The sequence below is a fragment of the Pseudomonas sp. BRM28 genome (assembly GCF_002939405.1).
Taxonomy (GTDB): domain Bacteria; phylum Pseudomonadota; class Gammaproteobacteria; order Pseudomonadales; family Pseudomonadaceae; genus Aquipseudomonas; species Aquipseudomonas palmensis.
On sequence record NZ_PEFV01000001.1, the window covers coordinates 3300344 to 3324086 of the forward strand.

The window sequence follows — 23743 nt, forward strand, 5'->3', positions numbered from 1 at the left end:
CCGCCTCACAGGTTGAAACGCCCCAGCAGGTGGTGCTGTTGCCCCACCTGCTCCACCATCACCGCACACTGGCGCACCTGCACCTGGGTGCCTGCGGCCACTTCATGACTGATGTCGCGAATGGTCGTGGTGTTGCGGTTGATCTCTTCGCTGGTGGCGCTCTGCTGCTCGGCCGCGGTGGCGATCTGGGTGTTCATGTCGTTGATGCGGGTGATCGCCTGGCGAATGCGCACGAGCATGTCGTTGGCCGCGCCCGCCTCCTCGGCGGTCTTGCCGGCGCTGTCGCGGTTGTGCTGCATGCGCGACTCGGCGTGGCGCACCCCGGCCTGCAGCTGGTCGATCATCTGGCGGATCTCCTGGGTCGACTGCTGGGTGCGCGAGGCCAGCGTGCGCACCTCGTCGGCCACCACCGCGAAACCTCGCCCCGTCTCGCCGGCACGTGCAGCCTCGATGGCGGCATTGAGCGCCAGCAGGTTGGTCTGCTCGGCAATGCTGGTAATCACCGCCAGGATCGACTCGATGTTGTCGCTGAGGCGCGACAGGTCATTGATTGCATGGCCGGTGTCGTCCATTTCGCTGGCCAGTTGCCGGATCGCCGCGGTCGAGCGTCGCACCACGTCCTCGCCGCCGTGTGCTTCCTCGTCGGCAATCACTGCGGCCTGCGCCGCTGCCTGGGCGTTGCGCGCGACGTCTTCGGCGGTCGAGGCCATCTCCTGCATGGCCGTGGCCAGTTGGTCCAGCTCCTGCAACTGGCGCTGCAGGCGTTCATCGGTCTGGGTGGCTTCGGCCGACGTCAGGTGGGTGCTCTCGCGCACCTGGTTGGAAGTGCTCATCACCTGATGGATCAGGTTCTGCAGGTTGCCCAGAAAGCCGTTGAACTCGCGCGACACCAGCGCCACCTCGTCATTGCCGCCGTCGGGCAGGCGCCGCGTCAAGTCGCCGTCGCCCTGGTTGACCTCATGGAACGAGCGGTGCAGCAGGTCCAGCGGCTTGAGCAGGCGCCCGAGCAGCAGGCCCAGCACCACGAGGCTCACCAGCACGCCGAGCAGCGTGGCCAGCACTGCACGCCAGGTCAGGCTGTCGGCCTCGGCCATCACGATGCGCTGGTCGAGCACCACGCCGATCAGCCAGTCCATGCCCTCCAGGTAGGTCAGCGGAGTGAAGGACACCAGTGAATCGTGATCGCCGGTTCTAACCGTCTGCAGCTGGCTGTCCAGCGCCGGGTGCTGGCCATCGAACAGGCTGCTGTAGGGCTTGCCGTTGTACTGGCTGTCGGGGTGGGAAATGATCGTGCCGTTGCGGCTGAGCAGAAAGGCATGGCCGGCGCCGTTGAAGTCCAGGGTATTGATGGCATCGGCCACGCTCTTGAGGCGGATATCGCCGCCCAGCACGCCGGCGAAGGTAGCGCCATCGTGGAGGCGCGTGACCGCCGAAATCAGCGTTTCGCCAGTGGCCGAGTCGATGTAGGGCTCGGTGAGCACCGCCTTGTCGGCGCCCTTGGCGACGGCATACCAGGGCCGTGTGCGCCCGTCCCAGCTCGCATCGGGGCGCCAGCTGGGCGTGTTGGTGAGGGGTTTGCCGTCGCGTTGCAAGGCGCCGAATATCAGGATGAACTCGTCCTTGAGCATCGGGCTGTCGATGATGCGCTGGGTGTTTTCAGGGCTGTAGCGGCTGTCGATGACCTGCGCCACCAGGCCCATGAGCTTGAGCTTGGCGTTCAGCCAGTTCTCGATCTGCCGGGCCAGGGCACCGCTGGACTCGGCGATGCCGGCAGACACTTGCTTGTGCAGGGCGTCGCGCACCTGGCTGACCTGCGTGACCGACAGCAATCCGGTGGTAATGAACAGCAATGTGGCGGCCGCCAGGCCAGCCTTGTGAACGATCTTCATGCCTGCACTCCGTGCCGAATCGAGCAAACGGGCATGCTAGGCAGGCGTACTGGCACACTGCAATCAACGTTGCGATGATTGCCCGGTGCCGTAATGGGGATTGTTTACCGGCATCACGGCCACTGCCTGTAGGACGAACCCGGCGGGCGGCATCCGCGCCGCGGGCAGGCAAAAAAAAACCAGGGCCGTTTGCGGCCCTGGTCTTTTTCGTCATGGTGCCTGTCAGCCCTTGAGCTGCCTGGCCGCACGCACGTGCATGAACACGCCCATCAGTGCCACGATGGCCGCCGCCGCACCGGTGGAGAACACCAGTACCTGGTAGTCCGGCACAAAGGCCATGGTCACCAGGCACCCGATGATGAACACGATCACCAGGTAGGTCAGCCACGGGAACAGCCACATCTTCAGGCGGATTTCCTTGCCCTCGGCTTCCAGCTTGCGGCGCATCTTCAGTTGCGAGAACGCGATCACCAGGTACACCAGCAAGGCGATCATGCCGGTGGTGTTCATCAGCACGTCCAGCACGTCTTTCGGGCGCAGGGTGTCGCTGAAGTTGATCAGGGCGACGAACACCGCCACCGAGCACGAACCGATGATGGCGAACACCGGCACACCGGTACCGGCGCGGGTGATCTTGAAGAACGACGGTGCATCACCGCGGGTCGACAGCGAGAACAGCATGCGCGAGGCGGTGTAGTGCGCCGAGATCAGGCAGCTGCTCACCGAGGTCAGCACCACGAAGTTCATCACGAACTCAGCGCCCGGAATGCCCAGCAGCTCCAGGGTACGACGGTACGAACCGTAGCCCGACTGGCCCATCAGCGGGTCGTTCCACGGCACCAGGGCCACGATCAGGAAGATCGAACCCACATAGAACAGGCACACACGCCACACCACCGAGTTGGTGGCCTTGACGATCTGCTCGGACGGGTTCTTCGACTCGGCGGCCGCGATGGTCACGATTTCAGCGCCCAGGAAGGCGAACATCACCCCCAGCATGGCCACCACCACTGCCTCCACCCCATTGGGCATGAAGCCCTGGGCCGTGAGGTTGCTGATGCCGTGGACCTCACCGGTGGGCCACAGGTTGGCCACGGCCAGCCCGCACACCACAAGGAAGCATATGATCGCCACCACCTTTATCAGCGCGAACCAGAATTCGAACTCCCCGTAGTGCTTGACGTTGAAGAAGTTGACGCTGATCAGCACCAGGGTAGTGGCCAGCACGAACACGTTGACGCTGATGGAGGGGAACCAGCCGTGCAGGATCTTGCCCGCCACGTAGGCTTCCCAGGCCATCAGGATGACCCAGAACCACCAGTACAACCAGCCGATGGTGAAGCCTGCCCAGCGCCCGATGGCGCGCTCGGCGTAGGTGGAGAACGAGCCGGTGTCTGGCGAGGAGGTGGCCATTTCACCCAGCATGCGCATGATCAGCACCACCAGGATGCCGCCGGCCAGGTACGCCAGGATGGCGGCCGGCCCGGCGCTGTGGATCACACTCCCCGAGCCCACGAACAGCGCACCGCCGATCACCCCGGCGATGGACATCATGGTCAGGTGGCGCGATTTGAGCGAAGCGCTAAGCTTGCTCTCGGGCTCCACCTTGGAGGATGTGGAAGTCGATGTAGCGTCCATCAGTTGTCTACCCCTTGTTTTTCTTTTTCCAGCGAACACGCAAGACCGGCGAATGCCGGGCTTCATTGCTCGTCAGTGTCTGATTGTGTACGGGATGGATCGCAAACCCGGCGGGCATCCATGGCCTTGAAGGTCGGCAATCGTGCTGTGCACGCCCGGGGGCTTGCCCCTGGCGGTAGTGATCGGGCCTCTCAACATGCTTTAGCTGGCGAATACAGACCCCTAATGTAAAAATGTACGACACAGAGAGCCATGCACAGCGCCGTGAAATATGCACTGCACTGTACAGGCCGCCAATGCAGTACACCCCCGTTCCCTGCAGGCGCCAGGCGTTACGCACCCTGAAGGCACAGCCCCAACATGCTTGAATTACGACCCGACTCCGCCCCCCCGCTCGTCAACCAGATCATCAACGGGTTGCGTGAGTTGATCGAGAACCAGACCCTCAAACCCGGTGCCAAGGTACCGTCCATCCGCGCCTTCGCCGCCACCTACTCGGTCAGCACCTTCACCGTGGTCGAAGCCTACGATCGGCTGGTGGCCCAGGGCCTGCTGGTCAGCCGCGGCAATGCCGGCTTCTTCGTCAACCGCTCGGTGAACGAGCGCATCGAAAGCCAGGCCAGCGACGCCGAGCCGGGCAAGCCGGAGTTCAACTCCGAGTGGTACCTGCAGAACATCTTCGAAAGCCGCCAACTGGCCTTCAAGCCCGGCTGTGGCTGGCTGCCCAACGAGTGGATGTTCGAGGACGGCCTACGTCGCGGCCTGCGCCAGGTGGCCGGCAGCGTGATGGAACTGAGCGGTTACGGCGACCCCATGGGCCTGCTCGAGCTGCGCACCCTCACCGCGCAGAACCTGGAACAGGACCAGCGCATCGTGGCCAACCCCAACCAGCTGATGCTCACCCACGGCGCCAGCCAGGCGCTGGACCTGGCGGTGCGCACCCTGGTGCGCCCGGGCGATGTGGTGCTGGTGGACGACCCGGGCTACCCCAACCTGATGAGCATCCTGCGCTTTCAGGGCGCCACCCTGATCGGCGTGCCGCGCACCCCGGCCGGGTACGACCTGGAGCATCTCGAGCGGCTGCTGGCCCACCACCGGCCCACGGTGTTCTTCACCCAGCCGCACCTGCACAGCCCCACCTGCTCGCGCACCCCGCTGGCGCAACTGCACCGCCTGCTGCAACTGTCGGCGCAACACGGCTTTCGCCTGGTGGAGAACAACCTGTACGCCGACATGGTGGCCGAACCGCAACCGTGCCTGAGCAGCCTGGACCACCTGCAGCAGGTGGTGTACGTGGGCAGCTATTCCAAGAGCATCTCGCCGAACGTGCGGGTGGGCTACATGCTGGCCAACCCCGAACTGATCCAGAAGCTGCTGCAACTGAAGATGCGCTCGGGCCTGACCACCTCACAGGTGATGGAGCGCGTGGTGTATGCGGCCATCACCGACGGGCGCTGGCGCAAGCACCTCAAGCGCCTGCGCCAGCGCCTGGCCGAGGCGCAGCAGGAGGTCAGCCGGCGCCTGAACCGCCTGGGCTTCGAGATTTTCGTCGAGTCCGACGAGGGCATGTACCTGTGGACCCGCCACCCGCAGATCGCCAACAGCGCAGCGCTGGTGGACGACGCCCTGGAGCGCGGCATCATGATCGGCCCCGGCCAGTTGTTCATGGTCGACGCCCAGGCCACCGGCTGGATGCGCTTCAACGTGGCGTTCAGCACCGACCCGGCCTTGTGGCAGCAACTGGAAAAGCTGTTCGCCCGTCACGCCGCCTGAACCTGCGCAATTTTGTTCAATACGCCGCCCCCGGCCCCGCCACACACTTCCTGGACCCACATCCATAGAAGTGAAGGTTACATGGAGCAGTTCCTGATCATTGCAGCAGCGCACTTTCTGGCGCTGCTGTCACCCGGGCCGGATTTCTTCCTGGTGGCGCGCACCTCCCTGGCCACCAGCTGGCGCGTGGCCAGCCGAGCCTGCCTGGGCATCGCACTGGCCAACGGGGTGTTCATTGTCGCCGCCTTTACCGGCGTGTCGGTGCTGCAGCCGCACAGCACGCTGTTCATCGTGCTGCAACTGGCCGGTTGCGCCTACCTGCTGTACCTGGGCTGGCTGTTCATCCGCCATGCCGGTGCCAGTACGCTGGAGGTTGCCCCGCAGGGGTCGCCGGCACCGTCGCCCGCGGCCACCACCTGGCTGGGCGCCGCCGGCATGGGGGTGGTGTCCGGCATCCTCAACCCCAAGAACGCGCTGTTCTACGCCAGCCTGGCGGCCATGCTGAGCGGGCCGCAGGCAAGCCCTGGCTGGAAGCTGGCCTACGGCCTGTGGATGTTCGGCGTGGTGCTGGCGTGGGACCTGCTGGTGGCGGTGGTGATCGGCAACCGCCACGTGCGCCGCCGCTTCGCCCGTGCCCTGCCGTGGCTGGAGCGGGCCACGGGGGCGATGCTGGTGCTGCTGGCGCTGGGCGTGATCGCGGTAATGGCGCTGGGCTAGCACCGGGGCGTGGGGTAGGCTATGAGGCTTCATTTACCTGTTTTCAGGGATACCTATTGGCCGCTGCATAGGGCACATTCGCCCCCACCGCGCGCCCGAGACTGCCCATGCCTATCCAGACGACTGTTCCCGAACCCACGCTGCTCGCGCCGGTACTGCTGGTGGAGGACGAGCCGCTGATCCACCGCCGCCTGGAAGCCCTGCTGCTGCAACTGGGCTACCGGCCCGAGGCCCTGCTGTTCGCCAGCTCGCTGGCCGAGGCCCGCGCCTGCCTGGCAGTGCAGCCGGTGGCGCTGGCGCTGGTAGACCTGGGCCTGCCCGACGGCAACGGCATCGAGCTGATCGAAGAGATGCACGCCACCGACCCCGGCCAGGCGATCCTGGTGATCTCGGCATGGAGCACCGAAGACACCCTGCTCGCGGCGCTGCGGGCAGGCGCCACCGGCTATGTGCTCAAGGAACGCGACGACCTGGAGATCCTGTTGTCGCTGCGCAGCGTGCTGCGCGGCGGCGCCCCCATCGACCCGTTCGTGGCCCGGCGCATCATCGAGGAACTGCGCCCGGGGGCCGCCCAGCCGGTCGACACCACCGATGGCGAACGCCTGACCCCGCGTGAAGACCAGATCCTGCGCCTGGTGGCCGAGGGCCTGGGCAACCGCGAAATCGCCGAACAGCTGAACCTGTCGCGCTACACCGTCGAATGCCACGTCAAACGCATCTATCGCAAGCTGGCGGTGTCTTCGCGCACCCGCGCCATCCATGCGGCACGCACGCGTGGCCTGCTCGATTGAGAGGCCTGATGGCGTGCTGGCTGCTCGTCCTGTGCCTGTCGGGTGCAGCGCAGGCTGCAACGCCGGGCGGTGCAAGCTGCACCGTGCAGGTGCTGTCGGTAGCCGCCGCCCAGGGTGATGACCAGGGCAACCGCCCCGAGGCCGGCCCCTGGCAGGCCGTGACCCTGCCCGACGACTGGAGCCGACGCTGGCCGCAGCACGACGGCACGGTGTGGTACCGCCTCCAGTGGCAGCGCGACTGCGCGGCCGGTCAACGCATGCCGGTGGCACTGACGCTGCGCTCGGTGATCATGGCCGGCGAAGTGTTCGTCAACGACCAGCGCCTGTGGCGTGACAGCCAGCTGAGCGAGCCGCTGTCACGCAGCTGGAACATGCCCCGCTACTGGCACCTGCCCGAAGGCCTGCTGCACGAAGGCGTCAACACGCTGTGGGTACGTGTGGTGGGCCTGGCGGTACAGTCACCCGGGCTGGGGCCGGTGTACCTGGGGGATGAGGCCTCGGCACGCCAGCTGTATGAAGAGTTGCTGTGGACCAACCGCTCGTTGTTCGTGCTCAACCTGACCGTCTCGGCGGTGCTGGGCGGGCTGTTCTTCTGTATCTGGGTGATCCGCCGCGAGCAACGGATCTTTGGCTGGTATGCGGCCATGGCCCTGTGCTGGGTGCTGTTCATCGCCAATATACTGATGACCAGCCCCTGGCCCTTCTCCACCACCCTGATGGCTGCGCGCTTCAACGGCATCGCGCTGGTGATGTACGTCACCTGCTTCTGCGTGTTTGTCTGGCGCTTTGGCGGGCAATCGCTGCCGCGCCTGGAGAAGGCACTCTGGCTGCTGACTGCCGCACTGGTGGCCTTGATGGCACTGGCCCCGGATGCCCGCGTCGGCAACGCGCAACTGGTGGCGGTGCTGAGCACGGCGACGGTGTTTTTCCTCAACTGCCTGCAGTTTCAGCTGCATGCCTTGCGCACCCGGCGGCCCGAGCATGTGTGGCTGGCCGCCAGCCTGCTGGTATTCATGCTGGCCGGGGCCCATGACCTGCTGATAATGCTGAAGCTGATCGGCGAAACGCCCGCGTGGACACCGCTCACCAGCGTGGTGACGACCCTGTGCATGTCGGTGGTGCTGGGCTTGCGCCATGCGCGCAGCGTGCGCCGCATCGAGCGCTTCAACCTGGAGCTGGCCGAAGGCATCGAGCGCGCTCGCGGGGAACTGGCCACCACCCTCGAACGCGAACACGCCCTGGCGCTGACCAACTCCCGCCTGCAGGACCGCCTGCAGATCGCCCACGACCTGCATGATGGGCTGGGCGGCTCGCTGGTGCGCATGATGGCCATGGTCGAGCAGGCCAGCACGCCGCTGCAGGGCCCGCAGTTTCTGTCGATGCTCAAATTGCTGCGTGATGACCTGCGCCAGACCATCGACAATGGCTCCAGCGCCGGCATCAAGGTGCCGGCCACGCCGCAGGAATGGATCGCCCCGCTGCGCCATCGCTTCACCCAGCTGTTCGACGAACTGGATGTGGCCTGCACCTGGCACTTCGCCGCGCAGTGGCGCACACCGCCCAGCGCCTTGCAGTGCATGGCGTTGACCCGCCTGGTGGAAGAGTCGCTGACCAATGTGGTCAAGCACAGCCGTGCCCGGCATGTGCAGGTTGAGCTGCAGCAGCCGCAGCCCGACAGCCTGGAGCTGAACATCGAGGATGACGGTATCGGCTTCGACGTGCTGGCGGTACAGCGCGCCGGGGTGAGCGTGGGCATGCGCAGCATGCATGCGCGCATCGCCCGGGTGGGCGGTCAGTTGGAGGTGGTTTCGCTGCCGGGTTGTACGCGGCTTGTTGCACGCCTTGCGCTGCAACGGGAGGTGCCGGCCAGCGTGTGAGCCGGTACTGCAGGCATTCGCTTGGCCGGCAAGGCCGGCCCCTGCAGGGGTTGTGCTGCTCTGCAGGGGCCGGCCTTGCCGGCGAACGCGCTACTTCACATCGAAACGGTCCAGGTTCATCACTTTGGCCCAGGCCGCCACGAAGTCGCTGACGAACTGCTGCTGCGCATCTGCACTGGCATACACCTCGGCCACGGCCCGCAATTGCGCGTTCGAGCCGAACACCAGGTCGACCCGGGTCGCGGTCCACTTCACCTGCCCGCTTTTGCGATCACGCCCTTCGAACGCCTGAGCGGCCTCGGACACCGGCTTCCACTCCACGCCCATGTCCAGCAGGTGGGTGAAGAAGTCATTGGTCAGCGCCTGCGGCCGCTGGGTGAACACGCCATGGCTGCTCTGGCCCACATTGGCCCCCAGCACCCGCAGGCCGCCCACCAGCACCGTCATCTCCGGTGCACTGAGCGTCAGCAGTTGCGCCTTGTCAATCAGCAGCGCTTCGGCCGGCACGCGGTAGTGCCCCTTGAGGTAGTTGCGAAAACCATCGGCAATGGGTTCGAGAAAGCCGAACGACTCCACGTCCGTCTGCTCCTGGCTGGCATCGGTGCGCCCCGGCGTGAACGGCACCGTGACCGTATGCCCGGCGTTTTTCGCAGCCTGCTCGACGCCGGCGTTGCCTGCCAGCACGATCAGATCGGCCAGGGAGATCTTCTTGCCACCGGCCTGCGCCCCATTGAATTCGTTCTGGATGCCTTCCAGGGTCGCGAGCACGGCGGCCAGCTGTTCGGGCTGGTTGGCCTGCCAGAACTTCTGCGGGGCCAGGCGCAGCCGCCCGCCATTGGCACCGCCGCGCTTGTCCGAACCCCTGAAGGTGGAAGCCGCCGCCCATGCGGTGGACACCAGCTGCGCCACCGACAGGCCCGAGGCCAGTACCTTGGCCTTGAGCGCGGCGATGTCGCCGTCATCGACCAGCGGGTGGTCGACCTTGGGAATCGGGTCTTGCCACAGCAGCTCCTCAGCGGGCAGTTCCGGGCCCAGGTAGCGCGACAGCGGGCCCATGTCACGGTGGATCAGCTTGTACCAGGCGCGGGCAAAGGCATCGCTCAGCTGGTCGGGGTTTTCCAGGTAGCGGCGCGAGATCTTCTCGTAGATCGGGTCGAAGCGCAGCGACAGGTCGGTGGTCAGCATGGTGGGGTTGCGCCGCTTGGACGGGTCGTGGGCGTCGGGGATGATACCGGCGCCGGCGCCGCCCTTGGGCGTCCACTGGTGGGCCCCGGCCGGGCTCTTGGTCAGCTCCCACTCGAAGCCGAACAGGTTCTCCAGGAAGTTGTTGCTCCAGCGGGTCGGGGTGGTGGTCCAGGTCACTTCCAGGCCGCTGGTGATGGTGTCCGGGCCCTTGCCGGTGCCGAAGCTGTTCTTCCAGCCCAGGCCCTGTTCCTCCAGGCCTGCCGCTTCAGGCTCGGGGCCCACGTTGTCGGCCGGGCCGGCGCCGTGGGTCTTGCCGAAGGCGTGGCCGCCGGCGATCAGGGCCACGGTTTCCTCGTCGTTCATGGCCATGCGCCCGAAGGTCTCGCGAATGTCCTTGGCGGCGGCGACCGGGTCGGGGTTGCCTTCGGGGCCTTCCGGGTTCACGTAGATCAGCCCCATCTGCACTGCGGCCAGGGGGTTCTCCAGGTTGCGGCCCTGCTCGGTACGGCTTTCTTCGTTGCCGTGCTGCTCGGGTTCGGCCACCAGGGTGCCCTCGCCCGGCGGCTGCATGGCTTCAGGGTCTTTGCCGTAGCGCGTGTCGCCGCCCAGCCACTTGTTCTCCGAGCCCCAGTACACGTCCTCGTCCGGCGCCCACACGTCCGGGCGACCGCCGGAAAACCCGAAGGTCTTGAAGCCCATCGACTCCAGCGCCACGTTGCCGGTGAGCACGATCAGGTCGGCCCAGGAAATCGCCCGCCCGTACTTCTGCTTGATCGGCCACAGCAGCCGCCGCGCCTTGTCGAGGCTGACGTTGTCGGGCCAGCTGTTGAGCGGCGCGAAGCGCTGCTGGCCGGAGCCGGCACCGCCGCGCCCGTCGCCAGTACGGTAGGTGCCCGCACTGTGCCAGGCCATGCGCACGAACAGTGGCCCGTAATGGCCGAAGTCGGCCGGCCACCAGTCCTGCGAGTCGGTCATCAGCGCGGTGAGGTCCTGCTTGAGGGCCTGGAAGTCCAGGCTCTTGAACGCCTGGGCATAGTCGAAGCCCTCGCCCAGCGGGTCGGCCTGGGGCGCGTGCTGATGCAGGATCTTCAGGTTGAGCTGGTTGGGCCACCAGTCACGGTTGGTGGTGCCACCGCCGGCGGCATGATTGAACGGGCATTTCGATTCAGTTGCCATGTGAGAGCTACCCTTGGTCGAGTTCATGTCGCCAGGCAGCCCTGCCAGGGCGCCGTGGCAACGTGCGAAATCAGTTACACAGGTTGCATCGTCAACGACTCGAACGGCTGAGCGCCGCGATCTTGTCTCTTCATCAGGATGGGTCGGCCAGCTGGCGCCGGCACCGAACTAAGGCTAGTTCGCCGCCCCCGAGTCGGCAAATAGCCGCAGTATTGGTGGGTGATAGCCATAATCTCTTATACGGAACCCGCCAGGGAGCAGAAGGTAGGACAAACGCTCGCTGAGCCGTGCACCGATAACGCAGGCGTAGTCAGGGCGAGCGACCACCCCACGGGAGGCTCGCCCCATGGACATGCGCCCGCGTTCAACCGCCATCCACGAGGCCGGTCACGCCCTGGCCGTGTGGTGGAACGGCCAGCCCATTGCACGGGTGACCGTGCTGACCCACGCCCAGGCCGCCAGCGGCCCGCTGATCGACCTGAACGGGCGTGCGCACTTTGCCGAGGGGCTGGTGGAGGCGGACTACCTGATCGTGCACCCGGCCTTCGCCGCCCGTGGCATTGCCGAGTACCTGCCCTCCCTCGTCGAACCCATCGAGCGCGACCTGCTGCACTGCTTTGCCGGGCCCGTGGCCGAAGCCATCCACCGGCACGCACGCTATGACCGGGTCTTGCGCGGCAGCGGCCGTGGCGACCGATGCCGCGGGCATGAACTGATCAGCCTGTTGCCCGCGCACAAGCTGCTCGATGCCGAGGCCCTGGCCATCGCCCGGTCCGGCTGCCTGGTACGCCGGTACTGGGCGGGGCTGATGGCGGTGGCCGACCTCTTGCAGGCACGGGGCGTGGTGGACGGCGAGCGAGTCAGCGCGTTGCTGTGCCAGGTGACTGGTGAGTCACCGGCACAAGGGCCCGCAAGCCTGCGCGAACTTGACCCTGAGGGCGGGTCCGACCAGAGGCAGGCCACCCGGCAAAAGCGTTAGCGCTTTTTGCAATAGCGCAAAAAAGCTGAGCTACAGTCGTAAAAGGCGCATCTGATACGTATTTATCAGGAGAAACTGATCTGTATCCACGGATGTTCACATCATGCAGGGATGAGCAACGATGGATCACTGGACAACGGAGCAACTGCGTCAGCTGGTGTGCTCGAAGGACTTGGACAGCCAGTTGGCGCAATTGGAAAAGCTGCTTCGGTGCCTGGGTTTCGACTGCTACGCCTTCAGTTTCACCACCCCGACGTTTTCGATCACACAAAGCAACTGCCCCAACCCATGGGGCGAGCGCTACCGTCGCCATGAGCCTGCGGTCGTTGATCCCCTGCTTGCGCACAGCCGGCACTCATCCTTCCCGTTGTTGTGGACACCAGAGGCTTTCACCACCCCCCCCGAGTTGTGGGCAGGCGCGCAGGATCACGGCGTTTGCCTCGGTTGGACCCAACCCTTTCACGATGAGCACGGCAGGTTCAGCAGCTTGAGCGTGGTACGCCAACACCCGCCCGTGACCGTCAATGAGCTTTACCGCAAGGGGGCCGCGGTGCTGTGGCTGGTGCAGGTGCTGCATGCGACGGCGGCCGCTCTGGTGAATGACCCGCAGGGGCCGTCATCATCCGAGTGACCCGCAACGGGGTTCGCCAGCGCCACATGGGATATCCTCGCTACCTGGCCCGTTCAAAGATCGAGTGGAAGACCCATTGAAACTGCTCAAGGAAAACAGAGAAATCCTCCTGTCTGGAGAAGAAGCCATCCACCTTGTCGCCGATATCGAATACATGCTCATTTCCCTGAGAGACATTGCCCGCCATTACTACAAGGAGGTTGATGGCGACATCAGCCCAGGCAACAGAGCGCTGTATTGCGAAGAGACGACACGGTTCATCGATGAAAACCAGATCACCCGTCGACTGGCCGCCATGCGAAGAACAATCACTGAAAAGTTCAACCTCGAGCTGGGCTGCGACGACATGGATGACATTGAAAGAGCGGTGGCCGAGATGGTCTACTGGAAGCCCAAACAGGCAACGTAGCCAGCTACGTTGCTTGCACAAAGGCAGGCATGAGCCCTACTCGACCATCAACCCTCGACGCACCCGCCCCGCCCTTTTGTAGGCCCTGACCACCGTGTTGGTCTCGCACGAGATGATCCCCTCCAGGGATCCCATGCGGGCGGTCGAGACGGTCCATAGATCATGGATATCACGGCACAGCACATGCCAGAACAGCTGCGAGCCGCCACTGGTGCCAAACAGGCAACGCGTGTGTTCATCCTTCGCCAGTTCCTGGGCAATGCCCTCCGCCGCACCCGGTCGAGTCTGCAACGACACAATCGCCTCTACCCCATAGCCCACCAGCAACGGCTCGAGCTCCACACGAAATGTCAGGGCATTGCTGTCGACGAGCCCACTCAGCATCCGCTGAACCTTCGGCTCACTGACTCCACATGTCTCGGCAAGCACGCCCAGGCTGGCCCTTCCATCCAGGGTCAGGGCGCCCAGTAACCGCATTTCGTCATCACTCAGGCTCACAGGCCCGGCCAGCACCGGCTCGGTAGGCACCGAACCATCAATACGCCAGCGGCTGGCTCGTCGGAACGACCTGAGCACCACTTGCGTCTGAACCTGCCTAACCCCCGGCACCAGCGGCAACTCCCGCACCACCATGTCAGAAAGCGCTTCCACGCTGGGCAGGTTGATCTCGGTGAAGATGTCGAACTCGCCCGTTGTCGCCATCACAACCTGCGTCTGTGCCCACTGCGCCAGGTGCTGCGCCACTTCGCTCTGACGACCGTCTGCTACCCGAATCCAGGCATGCAGCACCGGGCCACTCCCCACCACAACCGGGTCGAGCTCGCCGATCACCCGGATATACCCGTTGTCCATCAAGCGTTGCAGGCGACGCGAAAGCGTACGCTCCGCCACATCGCAGCCGGCACTCAGATCCCGCCAGGTGCCGCGAGGGTTCGCCTGCAGTGCAATCAGGCAGGCCAGATCCGCGTCATCCAACGCAAAATGTCTTTTTTCATCCGAATCAACGATTGACGAGACCATATCCTTACAATACCTTCGCTCAAGTGGCCAAATTAATACAGAAAAACGCCGCATATGTCTAAAAACAATTACAACTCAAACCCAAAGGCACAAGCCAATGAATTATGCGACTCAAACGTCCGAAGCGGCAAAGCCGCAGGTATCAACCGCGCGCAAAATTGCTGCTGGCAGCATTGGCAATGCGGTGGAGTGGTTCGATTGGACGATCTATGCGTCGTTCGCGGTGTTCTTTTCCACACAATTCTTTCCAAAAAATGACGAAACGGCGTCCCTGCTGGCGACCTTCGCGATTTTCGCCGTGGGGTTCTTCATGCGCCCGATCGGTGGCTGGGCCCTGGGGATCTACTCTGATCGCTATGGCCGCAAATCGGCACTGGGGGTCACCATCCTGCTGATGGCAGGCGGGTCCCTGATGATCGGCATCACCCCCACCTACGAGAAGATCGGCCTGCTCGCGCCGGTCTTGCTGGTGATAGCGCGCCTGATGCAAGGCCTGTCGCTGGGCGGTGAATACGCTTCAGCCTCTACCTACCTTGCCGAGTTGGCGCCGGACCACCGTCGCGGGTTCTTTTCGAGCTTTGTGTTCTTCAGCTCCGCCGCGGGCATTCTGACCGCCTCGGCGATCGGCTGGGCGCTGACCACCCTCCTCACCGAGGAACAGATGAGAGAGTTCGGCTGGCGCATTCCGTTCCTGCTCGGCGCCCTGGGCGGTATCGCAGGCATCTGGCTGCGTATGTCGGTGCCTGAAGCAGAAGCCTCCACGCCGCCAACCGCAGACAAGGTAGAGAAGCAACCGCTGCGCACCCTGCTGCGCGATTATCCGCGCGAGACCCTGCGGATCGTGGGCTTTTCGATCCTGAGCACCTTTGCCTTCTACCTGTTCGTCATCTACATCCCGACCTATGCCATCCGTGCGCTGCACGTGGAGTCCTCGACAGCGTTCGCAGCAAACACGGTTGCAATGGTCGCGTTCATGCTCGTGCACCCACTCTTCGGCATGCTCTCTGACAAGTTCGGGCGCAAGCCGCAACTGATCGTGTTCGCCCTGGGCTACCTGGTGTTCTTCTACCCGATCATCACCAGCATGCAGCCGACGTTCTCGTCGATCCTGATGGTGGAGCTGTTCGGCCTTATGCTCTACGCGCTCTATACCTCCATCGCCCCGGCAATCATGTCCGAACAGTTCCCCAGCCGCGTTCGCGCCGTCGGCATTGGTGCTCCCTACAACCTGATGGTGGCGCTGCTGGGCGGTACCACGCCGTATCTGCTGACCTGGCTGCAGAGCAACGGTCAGGAGAGCTGGTTCTTCTACTACGTGCTCGCAGGCGCCGCGCTCACGCTTGTGACCTTCATCAAAATGCCGGAAACAGCCGGAAAGCCACTGAAATAGTCACTGGCTCGAACAACGCCATGCAATCCCCGTCAACGAGTATCGGATACGGGGATTACCGACCCACACCGCTTAGAACCTAGAACCCATGCTCGAACGATCCGAAGCCCTATGTTTCCAGTCTGCCCTGCAGATTGCCCATCTGATCGCTACCCGGCAGATCACCTCGCGTGCCGTCACGCACTACTTTCTGGACCGCATTGCTCGCGGCAGCGAGCTCAATGCCTTTACCGCAGTGTTCGCAGAGCAAGCCCTGGCGGCAGCCGATGCCGCCGACAGTGCGCTCGAGGCAGGCCACCCTTTGAGTGCTTTGCATGGCGTACCGGTCGCCATCAAGGACAACATCGAAATCGCCCATACCCCGGCATCGGCAGGCTCGTTGAGCCGCCTGAGCACTGTCAGTGCCGTGACCAGCACCGTCGCGCAACGATTGCAGGCGGCCGGAATGGTTATCCTGGGCAAGACCCAGATGACCGAATTTGCGTTCGGCCTGTCCGGGCAGAACCCGACCCGAGGCACGCCCTGGAACCCGTGGGACACAACGCTGCATCGCGCCCCGGGCGGTTCCTCTTCAGGTGCGGCGGTTGCTGTTGCCGCAGGGCTTGTACCTGTTGCAGTGGGGGGCGATACCGGCGGATCGATCCGAGCCCCCGCATCGCTCAATCATCTGGTCGGCTTCAAGCCGTCCAGCGGGGTCATCAGCGTGCACGGTGTTGTTCCGCTTGCGCCCAGCCTCGACGTGCTGGGCCCGATCGCCCGTGATGTCGGCGACGCCCATGCAATCACGGCCATCCTTGCCAGCCCGTCTACCGGCAGTGGGTCGAGCGTTCAGGCCGACCTTGCAGGTGAGCTGGTACCAGCCAAGCCGGGCACGGTGTTCGTACTGGACCAGAGCGCGTTCCCAAGTGCGCTGTCCGTGGGCGCTCGCCGGGTATGGGATCAGGCCCTGCGCACCCTGGAAAAGGCCGGCTGGACGCTCCAGAGCTGGGTTCCAGAGGATGAGTTGAACATCGGCCGGCTGTCCGAGTGCAACTCGATGATCATTGCCTATGAGGGGTATCGCGAGTTCGGCCACCTTGCACATGACCCTGCGCAGCCGCTCTGGGGGGTGGTGCGCAATCGCATCCTGGCCGGCGCGGCCATCAGCCGTGACGACTACGAACACGCCGTTGCACAGCGTGCCCACGTCGCCGAGGCCTTCAGACGAGCGATCGGCTCATCCGGTGTTCTGCTGATGCCGGTCAGCGGTCACGGGGCCCTGCCTCTTGATGACCAGGACGCTGCTCACGTGAGCATCGGCACGTTCAGCCGCGCCAGTAACTACCTCGGCACCCCGGCAATCGCCCTACCCGCCGGATTCGATGAAGCACAGATGCCGATTGGCGTGCAGCTGCTGTCACCGGTATCTACCGACATGCACTTGCTGAACATGGCGAGCGCCATGGCGCCTGCACTGCTGCTTGACGAGCGCAAGCCCGAGCTGGGGCGGTGGGGGCTTTAAGCCCGGAACAACACTCGCGTAGCACCTGGCGCAACGTCTTCAGTGATGTTGCGCAGGTGTCATCCAGGCAGACCATCGCCGTGCGCTGCGATCGTCAGGCCGTTGCAATGCGAAGACTTTTCTACCCATCTCCGGTACTGGCGAGTGCGAAAGGCCATGGCGGCCTGTTGCAGGATCAGCGCGAACAACGGTGAAACACTCGGGTCGGGATTTTTATTGCGACTGAGTTTACGCAGTTGAAACTTCACTACAGCCATGTTCGCCAAGGCCGCCATGGCTTTGTTTTTCCAGGTGATCGGCGGCAATTGCGGGGCATTGTCGTTGCCCGCCAACCACTGGCGAGGCAGGTGCGGGTCGATAGCAAGGGCGGTTCCGATGCCCACCATGTCCACACCGCTCTGCACGACGCTTTCGGCCACCGGGCGGCGGCGTATACCGCCAGTGACCATCACCGGCATGTTGGCGACGGTTTGGATATCACGGGCGAACTCGACAAAATAGGCTTCGCGAGCCAGGGTGCGACCATCGCGCGCGTCACCCTGCATGGCGGGTACTTCGTAGCTGCCTCCCGATAACTCCACCATGTCCACGCCCAGGTCGTTGAGCAACTCAACCACCTTTTTCGCGTCATCGGCGGTGAATCCTCCGCGCTGAAAATCGGCGGAGTTCAGCTTGACCGCCACTGCAAAATCCGCAGAAACCACAGCCCTGACCGCCTTGACGATTTCGAGCAACAGGCGCGCCCGGTTTTCCAGAGGGCCACCCCACTCGTCCGTGCGCTGGTTGGTCAACGGCGAAAGGAACTGGCTCAACAAATAGCCATGGGCAGCATGAATTTCCACACCAGTGAATCCGGCCTGCTCGCCGAGGCGTGCGGTATTCGCGAAGCGCTGAACAACCTCTTCGATCACGCCTGGGGTCATCGCATGAGGTGTGGCAAATCGCCTGGACATTTTGCCGAGATCCAGCGGCACGGCTGATGGGGCCCAGGTCTTTTGCCCAAGGTTGGACTGCATCTGGCGACCGGGATGATTGATCTGCAACCAGAACTGCGCACCGCCAGACCGACCTGTACGCGCCCAGTGCTTGAACTTGTGCAATTGCTGATCGTCTTGCAACACCACGCCACCCGGTCCGGTCATGGCGCGGCCGTCGACCATAACGTTGCCGGTAATGATCAGGCCGGCACCACCGTCGGCCCATGCTTGATAGAGACGCAGCAGGTCCTTGGAAGGCGCCTGATCGGCGTCCGCCATGTTCTCCTCCATGGCAGCTTTGGCGATTCGGTTCTTGATGGTTGAACCGTTGGGAAGCATCAGGGTGTCGAACACATTCATGGAGCAGCCCTCAACTGAAGAGGAGGCCACCTTAAGATTAAAGTCAACTTTAAGGTCAATACCCTTTTGCGCAGTGCAGCCAGTGGAGTTTGACCTTAACGCACCGCACGCTTGCCCGGCGCTTTGCCAATGCCTTCTTCACGCAGGCGATTGATCAGCATTTGCGCATTTTCCGCGCACGCCATGCTTTCGGGCTTATCCTCGATGCCCTTGATGACGAGCAGAAGCTGCGCTTTGTTGTGGGCTAGCCGTTGCTGTAGAACAGCGATTTCCTCAACCTTTTGCTTAAGCCCGCTGAGCAATTCATCGTGCTGCCAACCGCTGGCATTCATCGGCATCAACTGCCGAATTTCTTCCAATGAAAAACCCGCCGCCTGCGCTGCGGTGATCACCTCCAACACCCACTTGGTATCAGGCGCGTAGTCCCTGTAACCATTTGCTTTGCGCTCGACAGATTTGATCAAGCCGCTCGACTCGTAGAACCGGATGCGTGAGGGCGCCAAACCACTGATTTTCGCCAGTTCGCCTATTCGCATAACCCACCCTGAACACTCTGTTGACCTTGAAGTTGACTTTAAACCTAAAGCCATCGGGGCGGCCAACCATCACGCATTGAATTCAGGCTCGACCACTGTCTACGCCACTGGCATCAGCGCTTCGTCACGCCACTGTTGATGCAACAGTTCTGGAACGCCAGCCATACGCCAACACCATCAGCAGCCCCAGAGCACCCATCGACGCTCCGGCCAGGGAAATGGCCGGATAACCCAACCCGGCGTTGATCACCGCTCCGCCCAGCGCTGCGCCAATCGCGTTGCCAAAATTGAAGGCGCCAATGTTCACCGCAGAGGCAAGATTGGGCGCGTCCTTCGCTGCTTCCATCACACGCATCTGTAGTGGCGGCACCAGGGCGAAACTGGCGATACCCCATATCAGGATGGCCAGAGCGGCCGGCACCGCCCAACGCATCAGCAGGGTGAACGCCAGCAAGACGAGAATCAGAACGCTTAGCGAGACGATCAAGGTGCGATCTATCGAGCGGTCGGCGGCCTTGCCGCCCCACAGGTTGCCCAGCGTCAACCCCACCCCGAAAAGAACCAGCATGCCAGTGATGTAGGCGGTGGAACCATTGGTCTCGCTGCTGAGGATCGGCGCGATGTAAGTGAAGACAGTAAACATCGCGCTCGACCCGACTACGGTCAGGGCCAACGCGCCCAGCACCGGACCGCGCCCCAGCACTCGAATTTCGGCCATTACACCGACACTTTGCGACGTCTTCAGGTTAGGCAGGGCGAACCATAATGCGGCCATGGTCACCACGCCGAGGCCGGTAATTCCCCAGAAAGCGGTGCGCCAACCGAACAGTTCACCAAACCAGGTAGCCAGCGGCACACCGCCGATGGTCGCCAAGGTCAGGCCCATGAACATCGCCGCCACCGCCCCGGCACGTTTTTCCGGGGCGACCACGCTGGCGGCGACGATGGAGCCAACGCCAAAAAATGCACCATGGTTCAGTGAGGTCACCACCCTGGCGACCATGAGGCTGTAGTAATCGGTGGCCAGGGCTGACATCAGATTACCCAAGGTGAAAATCCCCATGAGCCCGATCAGCAGATAGCGTCGGGGAATCCTGCCGGTGGTCAGGGTCATCAGCGGTGCACCGAGCAATACGCCCAGCGCATAGGCACTGACCAGCAAACCGGCAGCGGGAATCGAAACGCCCAGATCCTGAGCGATACCCGGCAACATGCCCATGGGGGCGAATTCTGTTACGCCGATGCCAAAGGCACCGATGGCAAGTGCGACAAGTGGTGGATTGATACGCATGGAAGGCTCCTTATCTATGCCGCCAATGCTACGATGCAGTTTTTTAACGCGGTAGATAGCATTTTTGGCAATCACCTTTGCGCAGGAGGCACAAGTGGACTTCAACGGCAGGTCAGGTGAAATGAGCGTGTTCACCACCGTGGCGCATGAAGGCAGCCTGTCGGCCGCGGCGCGTGCACTGGGCGTGACACCCTCGGCAGTCAGTCGGGTCATCGCGCGTACCGAGCAACGCCTTGGCACCCGCCTGCTGTTGCGCACCACCCGAGCGCTCGCCTTCACTGCCGAGGGCGAAGCGTTCCTGCGTGGCGCCCGGCGTATCCTGGCCGATATGGACGAGGTCGAAGCAGCGATCGCTGACCAGGGCGTGCCCAGGGGGCGATTGCGGGTCAGTGCCGCCCTTGGCCACGGGCGGCTGGCCATCGTCCCGCTGGTGGCAGCATTCAGCGCCCGTTACCCGAACATCGTCGTCGACCTTACCCTCGGCGACGAAGTGGTCGACATTCTCGGCGGGCAGGCCGATGTCGCGATCCGCTTTGGCCATCTGCCCGACAGCCCGCTGACCGCGCGCAGGATCGGCGACACCGGCCAGGTAGTGGTGGCATCGCCCGATTATCTGCAGCGCGAGGGCATCCCCACGGAGCCGGAAGACTTGTTTCAGCACAATTGCCTGCGCTTCAACTTCCGGCGTGCCGAACCCAACTGGCCGTTCATCCGCGATGGAAAAGAGTTTTCCCTGAAGGTCAGCGGCAACATCGAATGCAGCAGTGGTGAAGCGCTGGCACAACTTGCGCGAGTAGGTGCCGGCATTGCACGTATCGGTGAGTTCAGCGTGCGCGAGGATCTGCAGCGCGGCGCCCTGATTCCGCTGCTGGAAGCCTGGAACCCTGGGGACCAGGAACCGATTCATGCTGTGTTCGTCGGCGGGGCGGCAATGCCGGCGCGGGTGCGACTGTTCGTGGACTTCTTGCTGGAACATCACCGGATGTAAGCGCTTGATCTGAAATTTCTGGGTACTTGTGGTGTTGAAGTCTCCAAAATGTCGTTACCTCACCAGCATCAATGCTGAAACGGTAACCCCTCCAGCTTCCCCACAAGCCAGAACCTTGATGTAGTGGTCACTCCATTACTGATGAGCACAGCGCTCAGGCAGGTTTCGACCTGTCCCTTTCGAAATACGGCCAGTAGCCCCGACTACACAACAGTCAAGGCCATGGTCTGCTTCTTACATCAGAAACTGTATTTGACCGTAAGCATCAGGTTGCGCGGGTCACCGTAGATGTTTTCGGCGCGAGCTGGACTGTCGGTGATGCTCACGTAGTATTTTTTGTTGAACACGTTGTTGAGGTTCAGGCGTGCGTCGATATGCTCGGTGGGCTTGAAGCCGACCATCAGGTCCAGCAGGGCGTAGGCATCCTGCTCGACCTTGTAGCCACTCCCCTTGTTGTACACGGAGTTCTGACCATAAGCGGTACCGCCGATGCGCCAGCGTTCAAGATCGCCTGGCAATTGATAGCTGGTGGTGAGCTTGACCAGGTGGCGCGGCAGGTCCGTATCGAAACCGCGGCCGACGTTGGCGCGGTTGGAATCACTGAGGTACTTGACCTCGGTGTAGGTATAGCCTGCGCCAACTTGCCAGCGAGGCGTGATTGCGCCTTGCAGTTCCATATCGATACCTTGCGCGCGCACTTTACCTGCCGCTTCATAGCACGTTACGGCAGTCGGGCAGCCGTCGGCGACTCGCGCACGGTTTTCCTGATCCATCCGGAACAACGCAATGGAGCCATTAAGTGCACCGTTGAAGTATTCGCCCTTGATACCGATTTCATAGTTCTTGCCCACGATCGGGGCCAGCAGGCCGCCGCTGGCATTCAGATTATTCTGCGGTTTGAAGATATCGGTATAGCTCACGTAGATCGAGTGATTATCGTTCAGATCGTAGATCAGGCCTGCGTACTTGGTGACGTGTCGTGTGACCTTGTAGTCCACCGTCCCGTATTGAGATTCGGCGTCATAGTCGTACCAATCCAGGCGACTGCCGAGGATCAGGTGCAATGGGTCTGCCAGGCTGAAACGGCCGGTGACGTAGGCGCTCTTCTGGTGGATATCAATGTGTTGCCAGAAGGTGGAGATCAGCGACGACGGTTTGGGGCGAAGGCTCGGATCCCAATTGTAGATGTCGATGTCGTTGTAGATGGAGTTGTCGGTGTTTTCTACCACCTTGATCTTCTCTTCCCGGGCACTGGCACCGGCCACCAGTTGGTGTTCGCGGCCGAACAGCTGGAACGAGCCGCTGGCGAACGCGTCGACGCCGGTCTGGTCGTCATCGTATTTGTAGCCACCAAAAATCTGGCGATAGACATTGTTGGTGTTGTAGACCTTGCTGGCGAGGTGATCCAGCTTTGACCAGGTCTTGTTGCCGGACAGGGTGAGCCTCCAGTCGTTGGCGAGATTGTGTTCAAGCTTGGCAAAGGCGATGGTGGTGTCTTTGTCCCAGTAATCCCAGTCGTTGCCCAGATAGGTCGAGCGGGGCAGGTTTAGGTCGCTGCCATCCGCCGCCACGGGAATGCCGCCCCATGGTACGTGGTTGTTGTCGTCCTGATAGGACGCGCCCACGGTCAACAAGGTGTCGTCGGTCAGGTCTGCCTCCAACACGCCATAGTAGACGCCGCGTTCGGTCTGGATGTTGTCCTGGAAGCTGTGGTTGTTCTGGTAGGCACCCACCAAGCGTCCACGGACCGAGCCCTGCTCGTTGAGAGGACCACTGACGTCCACCTCCGAGCGATAGCGGTCCCAACTGCCGGCGCTGGCGGTAATGCTTGCCTGGGTTTGTGCGGTGGGCTTCTTGCGTACCAGGTTGATCGAGGCTGCCGGGTTACCGGAGCCCTGCATCAGGCCGGTCGCGCCACGGACAATTTCAACGTGGTCGTACATCGCCAGGTCGCCCGACGCGATGATGTCGGCGGCGTTGGCTCCGACGTTGGTCGGGATCCCGTCGTACATGATGTTGTCGACCTGGAACCCGCGGGAGTAGTAGCGCTGCCTGTCTGGGCCGAGTTTCTGTGAACTCATGCCGGGGGTATTGCGCACCACATCATCCAGGGTGTTCATCGCCTGGTCATCCATGCGCTGGCGCGTGATCACCGTGACCGATTGAGGGGTTTCGCGCACAGTCAGCGCAAGCTTGGTTGCGCTACGCATAGGGCCGGTGGTGTAGGAGCCACTGCCTTCGGTAGTCTCGCCCAAGCCTCGGCTGTTCACGGTGGTGGCATCAAGTTCCAGGCTGTTTGCTGCTGGAGTTGCAATCACCCAGACCGCGCCTTCGGTGCTCAGTACCAGGCCGCTCCCTGCCAGCGCTAGGCGTACCGCTGATTCGGTTTCATACCGCCCCTTGAGCGCTGGAGCGGATTTGCCGGCAGTCAGACGCTCGTCGAAGGCCAGGCTGATACCAGCTTGCAAACCGATCATGCGTAGGGACTGAGACAGCGGTTGGACAGGCAGGTCGAAGTCGAAGCTTGCGCCAAGGGCCGGGATGCTCAGCACCAGGGCCGAGCTTGCGGCCAGGCTTCGGAGGGCGTTGTACAGCATGGGGTCATCTCTCGTTGA

At 63.0% G+C, this 23743-nt stretch carries 18 protein-coding genes and 1 pseudogene; 10 read left to right on the plus strand and 9 right to left on the minus strand.

The genetic code is table 11. The features are described from left to right. Window positions 1-5 precede the first annotated feature (5 nt). The 3 genes and pseudogenes from CR917_RS28135 to CR917_RS15600 all read right to left on the minus strand — a co-directional run bounded on the left by CR917_RS28135 (window position 6) and on the right by CR917_RS15600 (window position 3527). Complete coding sequence (locus tag CR917_RS28135; protein WP_371920452.1) at window positions 6-833, minus strand: methyl-accepting chemotaxis protein; 828 nt, start codon at window positions 831-833, stop codon at window positions 6-8. A 30-nt stretch (window positions 834-863) separates the two neighbouring features. Next, a pseudogene (locus CR917_RS28140) lies at window positions 864-1889 on the minus strand (cache domain-containing protein); the annotation flags it as partial. A gap of 222 nt (window positions 1890-2111) precedes the next feature. Continuing rightward, window positions 2112-3527 (minus strand): amino acid permease, encoded by a 1416-nt coding sequence (locus CR917_RS15600; RefSeq protein WP_043861690.1) that lies wholly within the window; start codon window positions 3525-3527, stop codon window positions 2112-2114. Between the two features lie 360 nt (window positions 3528-3887). Here CR917_RS15600 and CR917_RS15605 point away from each other — a divergent pair, with 360 nt between their 5' ends. From CR917_RS15605 to CR917_RS15620, 4 genes are all read left to right on the plus strand, one after another. Further along, a complete protein-coding gene (locus CR917_RS15605) occupies window positions 3888-5300 on the plus strand; it encodes a PLP-dependent aminotransferase family protein (protein ID WP_043861689.1) in 1413 nt (470 codons plus the stop codon). Window positions 5301-5381: 81 nt separating this feature from the next. Further along, on the plus strand, window positions 5382-6017 hold the full coding sequence (locus tag CR917_RS15610; RefSeq protein WP_104572590.1) for a LysE family translocator: 636 nt from the start codon (window positions 5382-5384) through the stop codon (window positions 6015-6017). A gap of 107 nt (window positions 6018-6124) precedes the next feature. Then, entirely contained in the window at window positions 6125-6808 is a 684-nt protein-coding gene (locus CR917_RS15615; RefSeq protein ID WP_104572591.1) for a response regulator transcription factor, read from the plus strand. Between the two features lie 8 nt (window positions 6809-6816). Then, a complete protein-coding gene (locus CR917_RS15620; RefSeq protein ID WP_218278980.1) occupies window positions 6817-8685 on the plus strand; it encodes an ATP-binding protein in 1869 nt (622 codons plus the stop codon). Window positions 8686-8775: 90 nt separating this feature from the next. Here the strand turns inward: CR917_RS15620 and katG are convergent, their stop codons facing one another. Then, window positions 8776-11046 carry a catalase/peroxidase HPI gene (gene katG / locus CR917_RS15625; protein ID WP_104572593.1) on the minus strand — a complete coding sequence of 757 codons (2271 nt, stop codon included), beginning with the start codon at window positions 11044-11046 and terminating at the stop codon, window positions 8776-8778. A 346-nt stretch (window positions 11047-11392) separates the two neighbouring features. Here katG and CR917_RS15630 point away from each other — a divergent pair, with 346 nt between their 5' ends. The 3 genes from CR917_RS15630 (at window position 11393) to CR917_RS15640 (ending at window position 13065) form a co-directional block, all read left to right on the plus strand. Further along, complete coding sequence (locus tag CR917_RS15630; RefSeq protein WP_256589689.1) at window positions 11393-12025, plus strand: hypothetical protein; 633 nt, start codon at window positions 11393-11395, stop codon at window positions 12023-12025. A gap of 121 nt (window positions 12026-12146) precedes the next feature. Beyond that, the gene (locus CR917_RS15635) at window positions 12147-12656 is read left to right on the plus strand and encodes an autoinducer binding domain-containing protein (protein WP_104572594.1); all 510 of its coding nucleotides are present in this window, start codon (window positions 12147-12149) and stop codon (window positions 12654-12656) included. Window positions 12657-12732: 76 nt separating this feature from the next. Continuing rightward, on the plus strand, window positions 12733-13065 hold the full coding sequence (locus CR917_RS15640; RefSeq protein ID WP_104572595.1) for a hypothetical protein: 333 nt from the start codon (window positions 12733-12735) through the stop codon (window positions 13063-13065). Between the two features lie 36 nt (window positions 13066-13101). Here the strand turns inward: CR917_RS15640 and CR917_RS15645 are convergent, their stop codons facing one another. Continuing rightward, complete coding sequence (locus CR917_RS15645) at window positions 13102-14085, minus strand: Lrp/AsnC family transcriptional regulator (protein ID WP_104572596.1); 984 nt, start codon at window positions 14083-14085, stop codon at window positions 13102-13104. A gap of 97 nt (window positions 14086-14182) precedes the next feature. Here CR917_RS15645 and CR917_RS15650 point away from each other — a divergent pair, with 97 nt between their 5' ends. After that, window positions 14183-15475: an MFS transporter gene (locus CR917_RS15650; RefSeq protein WP_043861683.1), complete on the plus strand. Its 1293-nt coding sequence runs from the start codon at window positions 14183-14185 to the stop codon at window positions 15473-15475. A gap of 88 nt (window positions 15476-15563) precedes the next feature. Next, complete coding sequence (locus tag CR917_RS15655; protein ID WP_058540391.1) at window positions 15564-16976, plus strand: amidase; 1413 nt, start codon at window positions 15564-15566, stop codon at window positions 16974-16976. A gap of 59 nt (window positions 16977-17035) precedes the next feature. On the opposite strand, the gene CR917_RS15660 is transcribed toward CR917_RS15655, so the two are convergent. From CR917_RS15660 to CR917_RS15670, 3 genes are all read right to left on the minus strand, one after another. Then, window positions 17036-18313: an NADH:flavin oxidoreductase/NADH oxidase family protein gene (locus CR917_RS15660; RefSeq protein ID WP_058540392.1), complete on the minus strand. Its 1278-nt coding sequence runs from the start codon at window positions 18311-18313 to the stop codon at window positions 17036-17038. A gap of 95 nt (window positions 18314-18408) precedes the next feature. Continuing rightward, a complete protein-coding gene (locus CR917_RS15665) occupies window positions 18409-18849 on the minus strand; it encodes a MerR family transcriptional regulator (RefSeq protein ID WP_043861680.1) in 441 nt (146 codons plus the stop codon). A gap of 124 nt (window positions 18850-18973) precedes the next feature. After that, window positions 18974-20140 carry an MFS transporter gene (locus tag CR917_RS15670; RefSeq protein ID WP_058540393.1) on the minus strand — a complete coding sequence of 389 codons (1167 nt, stop codon included), beginning with the start codon at window positions 20138-20140 and terminating at the stop codon, window positions 18974-18976. Window positions 20141-20234: 94 nt separating this feature from the next. Here CR917_RS15670 and CR917_RS15675 point away from each other — a divergent pair, with 94 nt between their 5' ends. Continuing rightward, window positions 20235-21128 carry a LysR family transcriptional regulator gene (locus CR917_RS15675; protein ID WP_104572597.1) on the plus strand — a complete coding sequence of 298 codons (894 nt, stop codon included), beginning with the start codon at window positions 20235-20237 and terminating at the stop codon, window positions 21126-21128. 239 nt (window positions 21129-21367) lie between these two features. On the opposite strand, the gene CR917_RS15680 is transcribed toward CR917_RS15675, so the two are convergent. Next, window positions 21368-23725: a TonB-dependent receptor gene (locus CR917_RS15680; protein ID WP_104572598.1), complete on the minus strand. Its 2358-nt coding sequence runs from the start codon at window positions 23723-23725 to the stop codon at window positions 21368-21370. Between the last annotated feature and the right edge of the window lie 18 nt (window positions 23726-23743).

Coding starts and splice junctions, on each gene's coding strand:
- CR917_RS28135 (WP_371920452.1), bottom strand. CDS start 833: ATGAGCACTTCCAACCAGGTGCGCGAGAGCACCCACCTGACGTCGGCC.
- CR917_RS15600 (WP_043861690.1), bottom strand. CDS start 3,527: ATGGACGCTACATCGACTTCCACATCCTCCAAGGTGGAGCCCGAGAGC.
- CR917_RS15605 (WP_043861689.1), top strand. CDS start 3,888: ATGCTTGAATTACGACCCGACTCCGCCCCCCCGCTCGTCAACCAGATC.
- CR917_RS15610 (WP_104572590.1), top strand. CDS start 5,382: ATGGAGCAGTTCCTGATCATTGCAGCAGCGCACTTTCTGGCGCTGCTG.
- CR917_RS15615 (WP_104572591.1), top strand. CDS start 6,125: ATGCCTATCCAGACGACTGTTCCCGAACCCACGCTGCTCGCGCCGGTA.
- CR917_RS15620 (WP_218278980.1), top strand. CDS start 6,817: ATGGCGTGCTGGCTGCTCGTCCTGTGCCTGTCGGGTGCAGCGCAGGCT.
- katG (WP_104572593.1), bottom strand. CDS start 11,046: ATGGCAACTGAATCGAAATGCCCGTTCAATCATGCCGCCGGCGGTGGC.
- CR917_RS15630 (WP_256589689.1), top strand. CDS start 11,393: ATGGACATGCGCCCGCGTTCAACCGCCATCCACGAGGCCGGTCACGCC.
- CR917_RS15635 (WP_104572594.1), top strand. CDS start 12,147: ATGGATCACTGGACAACGGAGCAACTGCGTCAGCTGGTGTGCTCGAAG.
- CR917_RS15645 (WP_104572596.1), bottom strand. CDS start 14,085: ATGGTCTCGTCAATCGTTGATTCGGATGAAAAAAGACATTTTGCGTTG.
- CR917_RS15650 (WP_043861683.1), top strand. CDS start 14,183: ATGAATTATGCGACTCAAACGTCCGAAGCGGCAAAGCCGCAGGTATCA.
- CR917_RS15655 (WP_058540391.1), top strand. CDS start 15,564: ATGCTCGAACGATCCGAAGCCCTATGTTTCCAGTCTGCCCTGCAGATT.
- CR917_RS15660 (WP_058540392.1), bottom strand. CDS start 18,313: ATGAATGTGTTCGACACCCTGATGCTTCCCAACGGTTCAACCATCAAG.
- CR917_RS15665 (WP_043861680.1), bottom strand. CDS start 18,849: ATGCGAATAGGCGAACTGGCGAAAATCAGTGGTTTGGCGCCCTCACGC.
- CR917_RS15670 (WP_058540393.1), bottom strand. CDS start 20,140: ATGCGTATCAATCCACCACTTGTCGCACTTGCCATCGGTGCCTTTGGC.
- CR917_RS15680 (WP_104572598.1), bottom strand. CDS start 23,725: ATGCTGTACAACGCCCTCCGAAGCCTGGCCGCAAGCTCGGCCCTGGTG.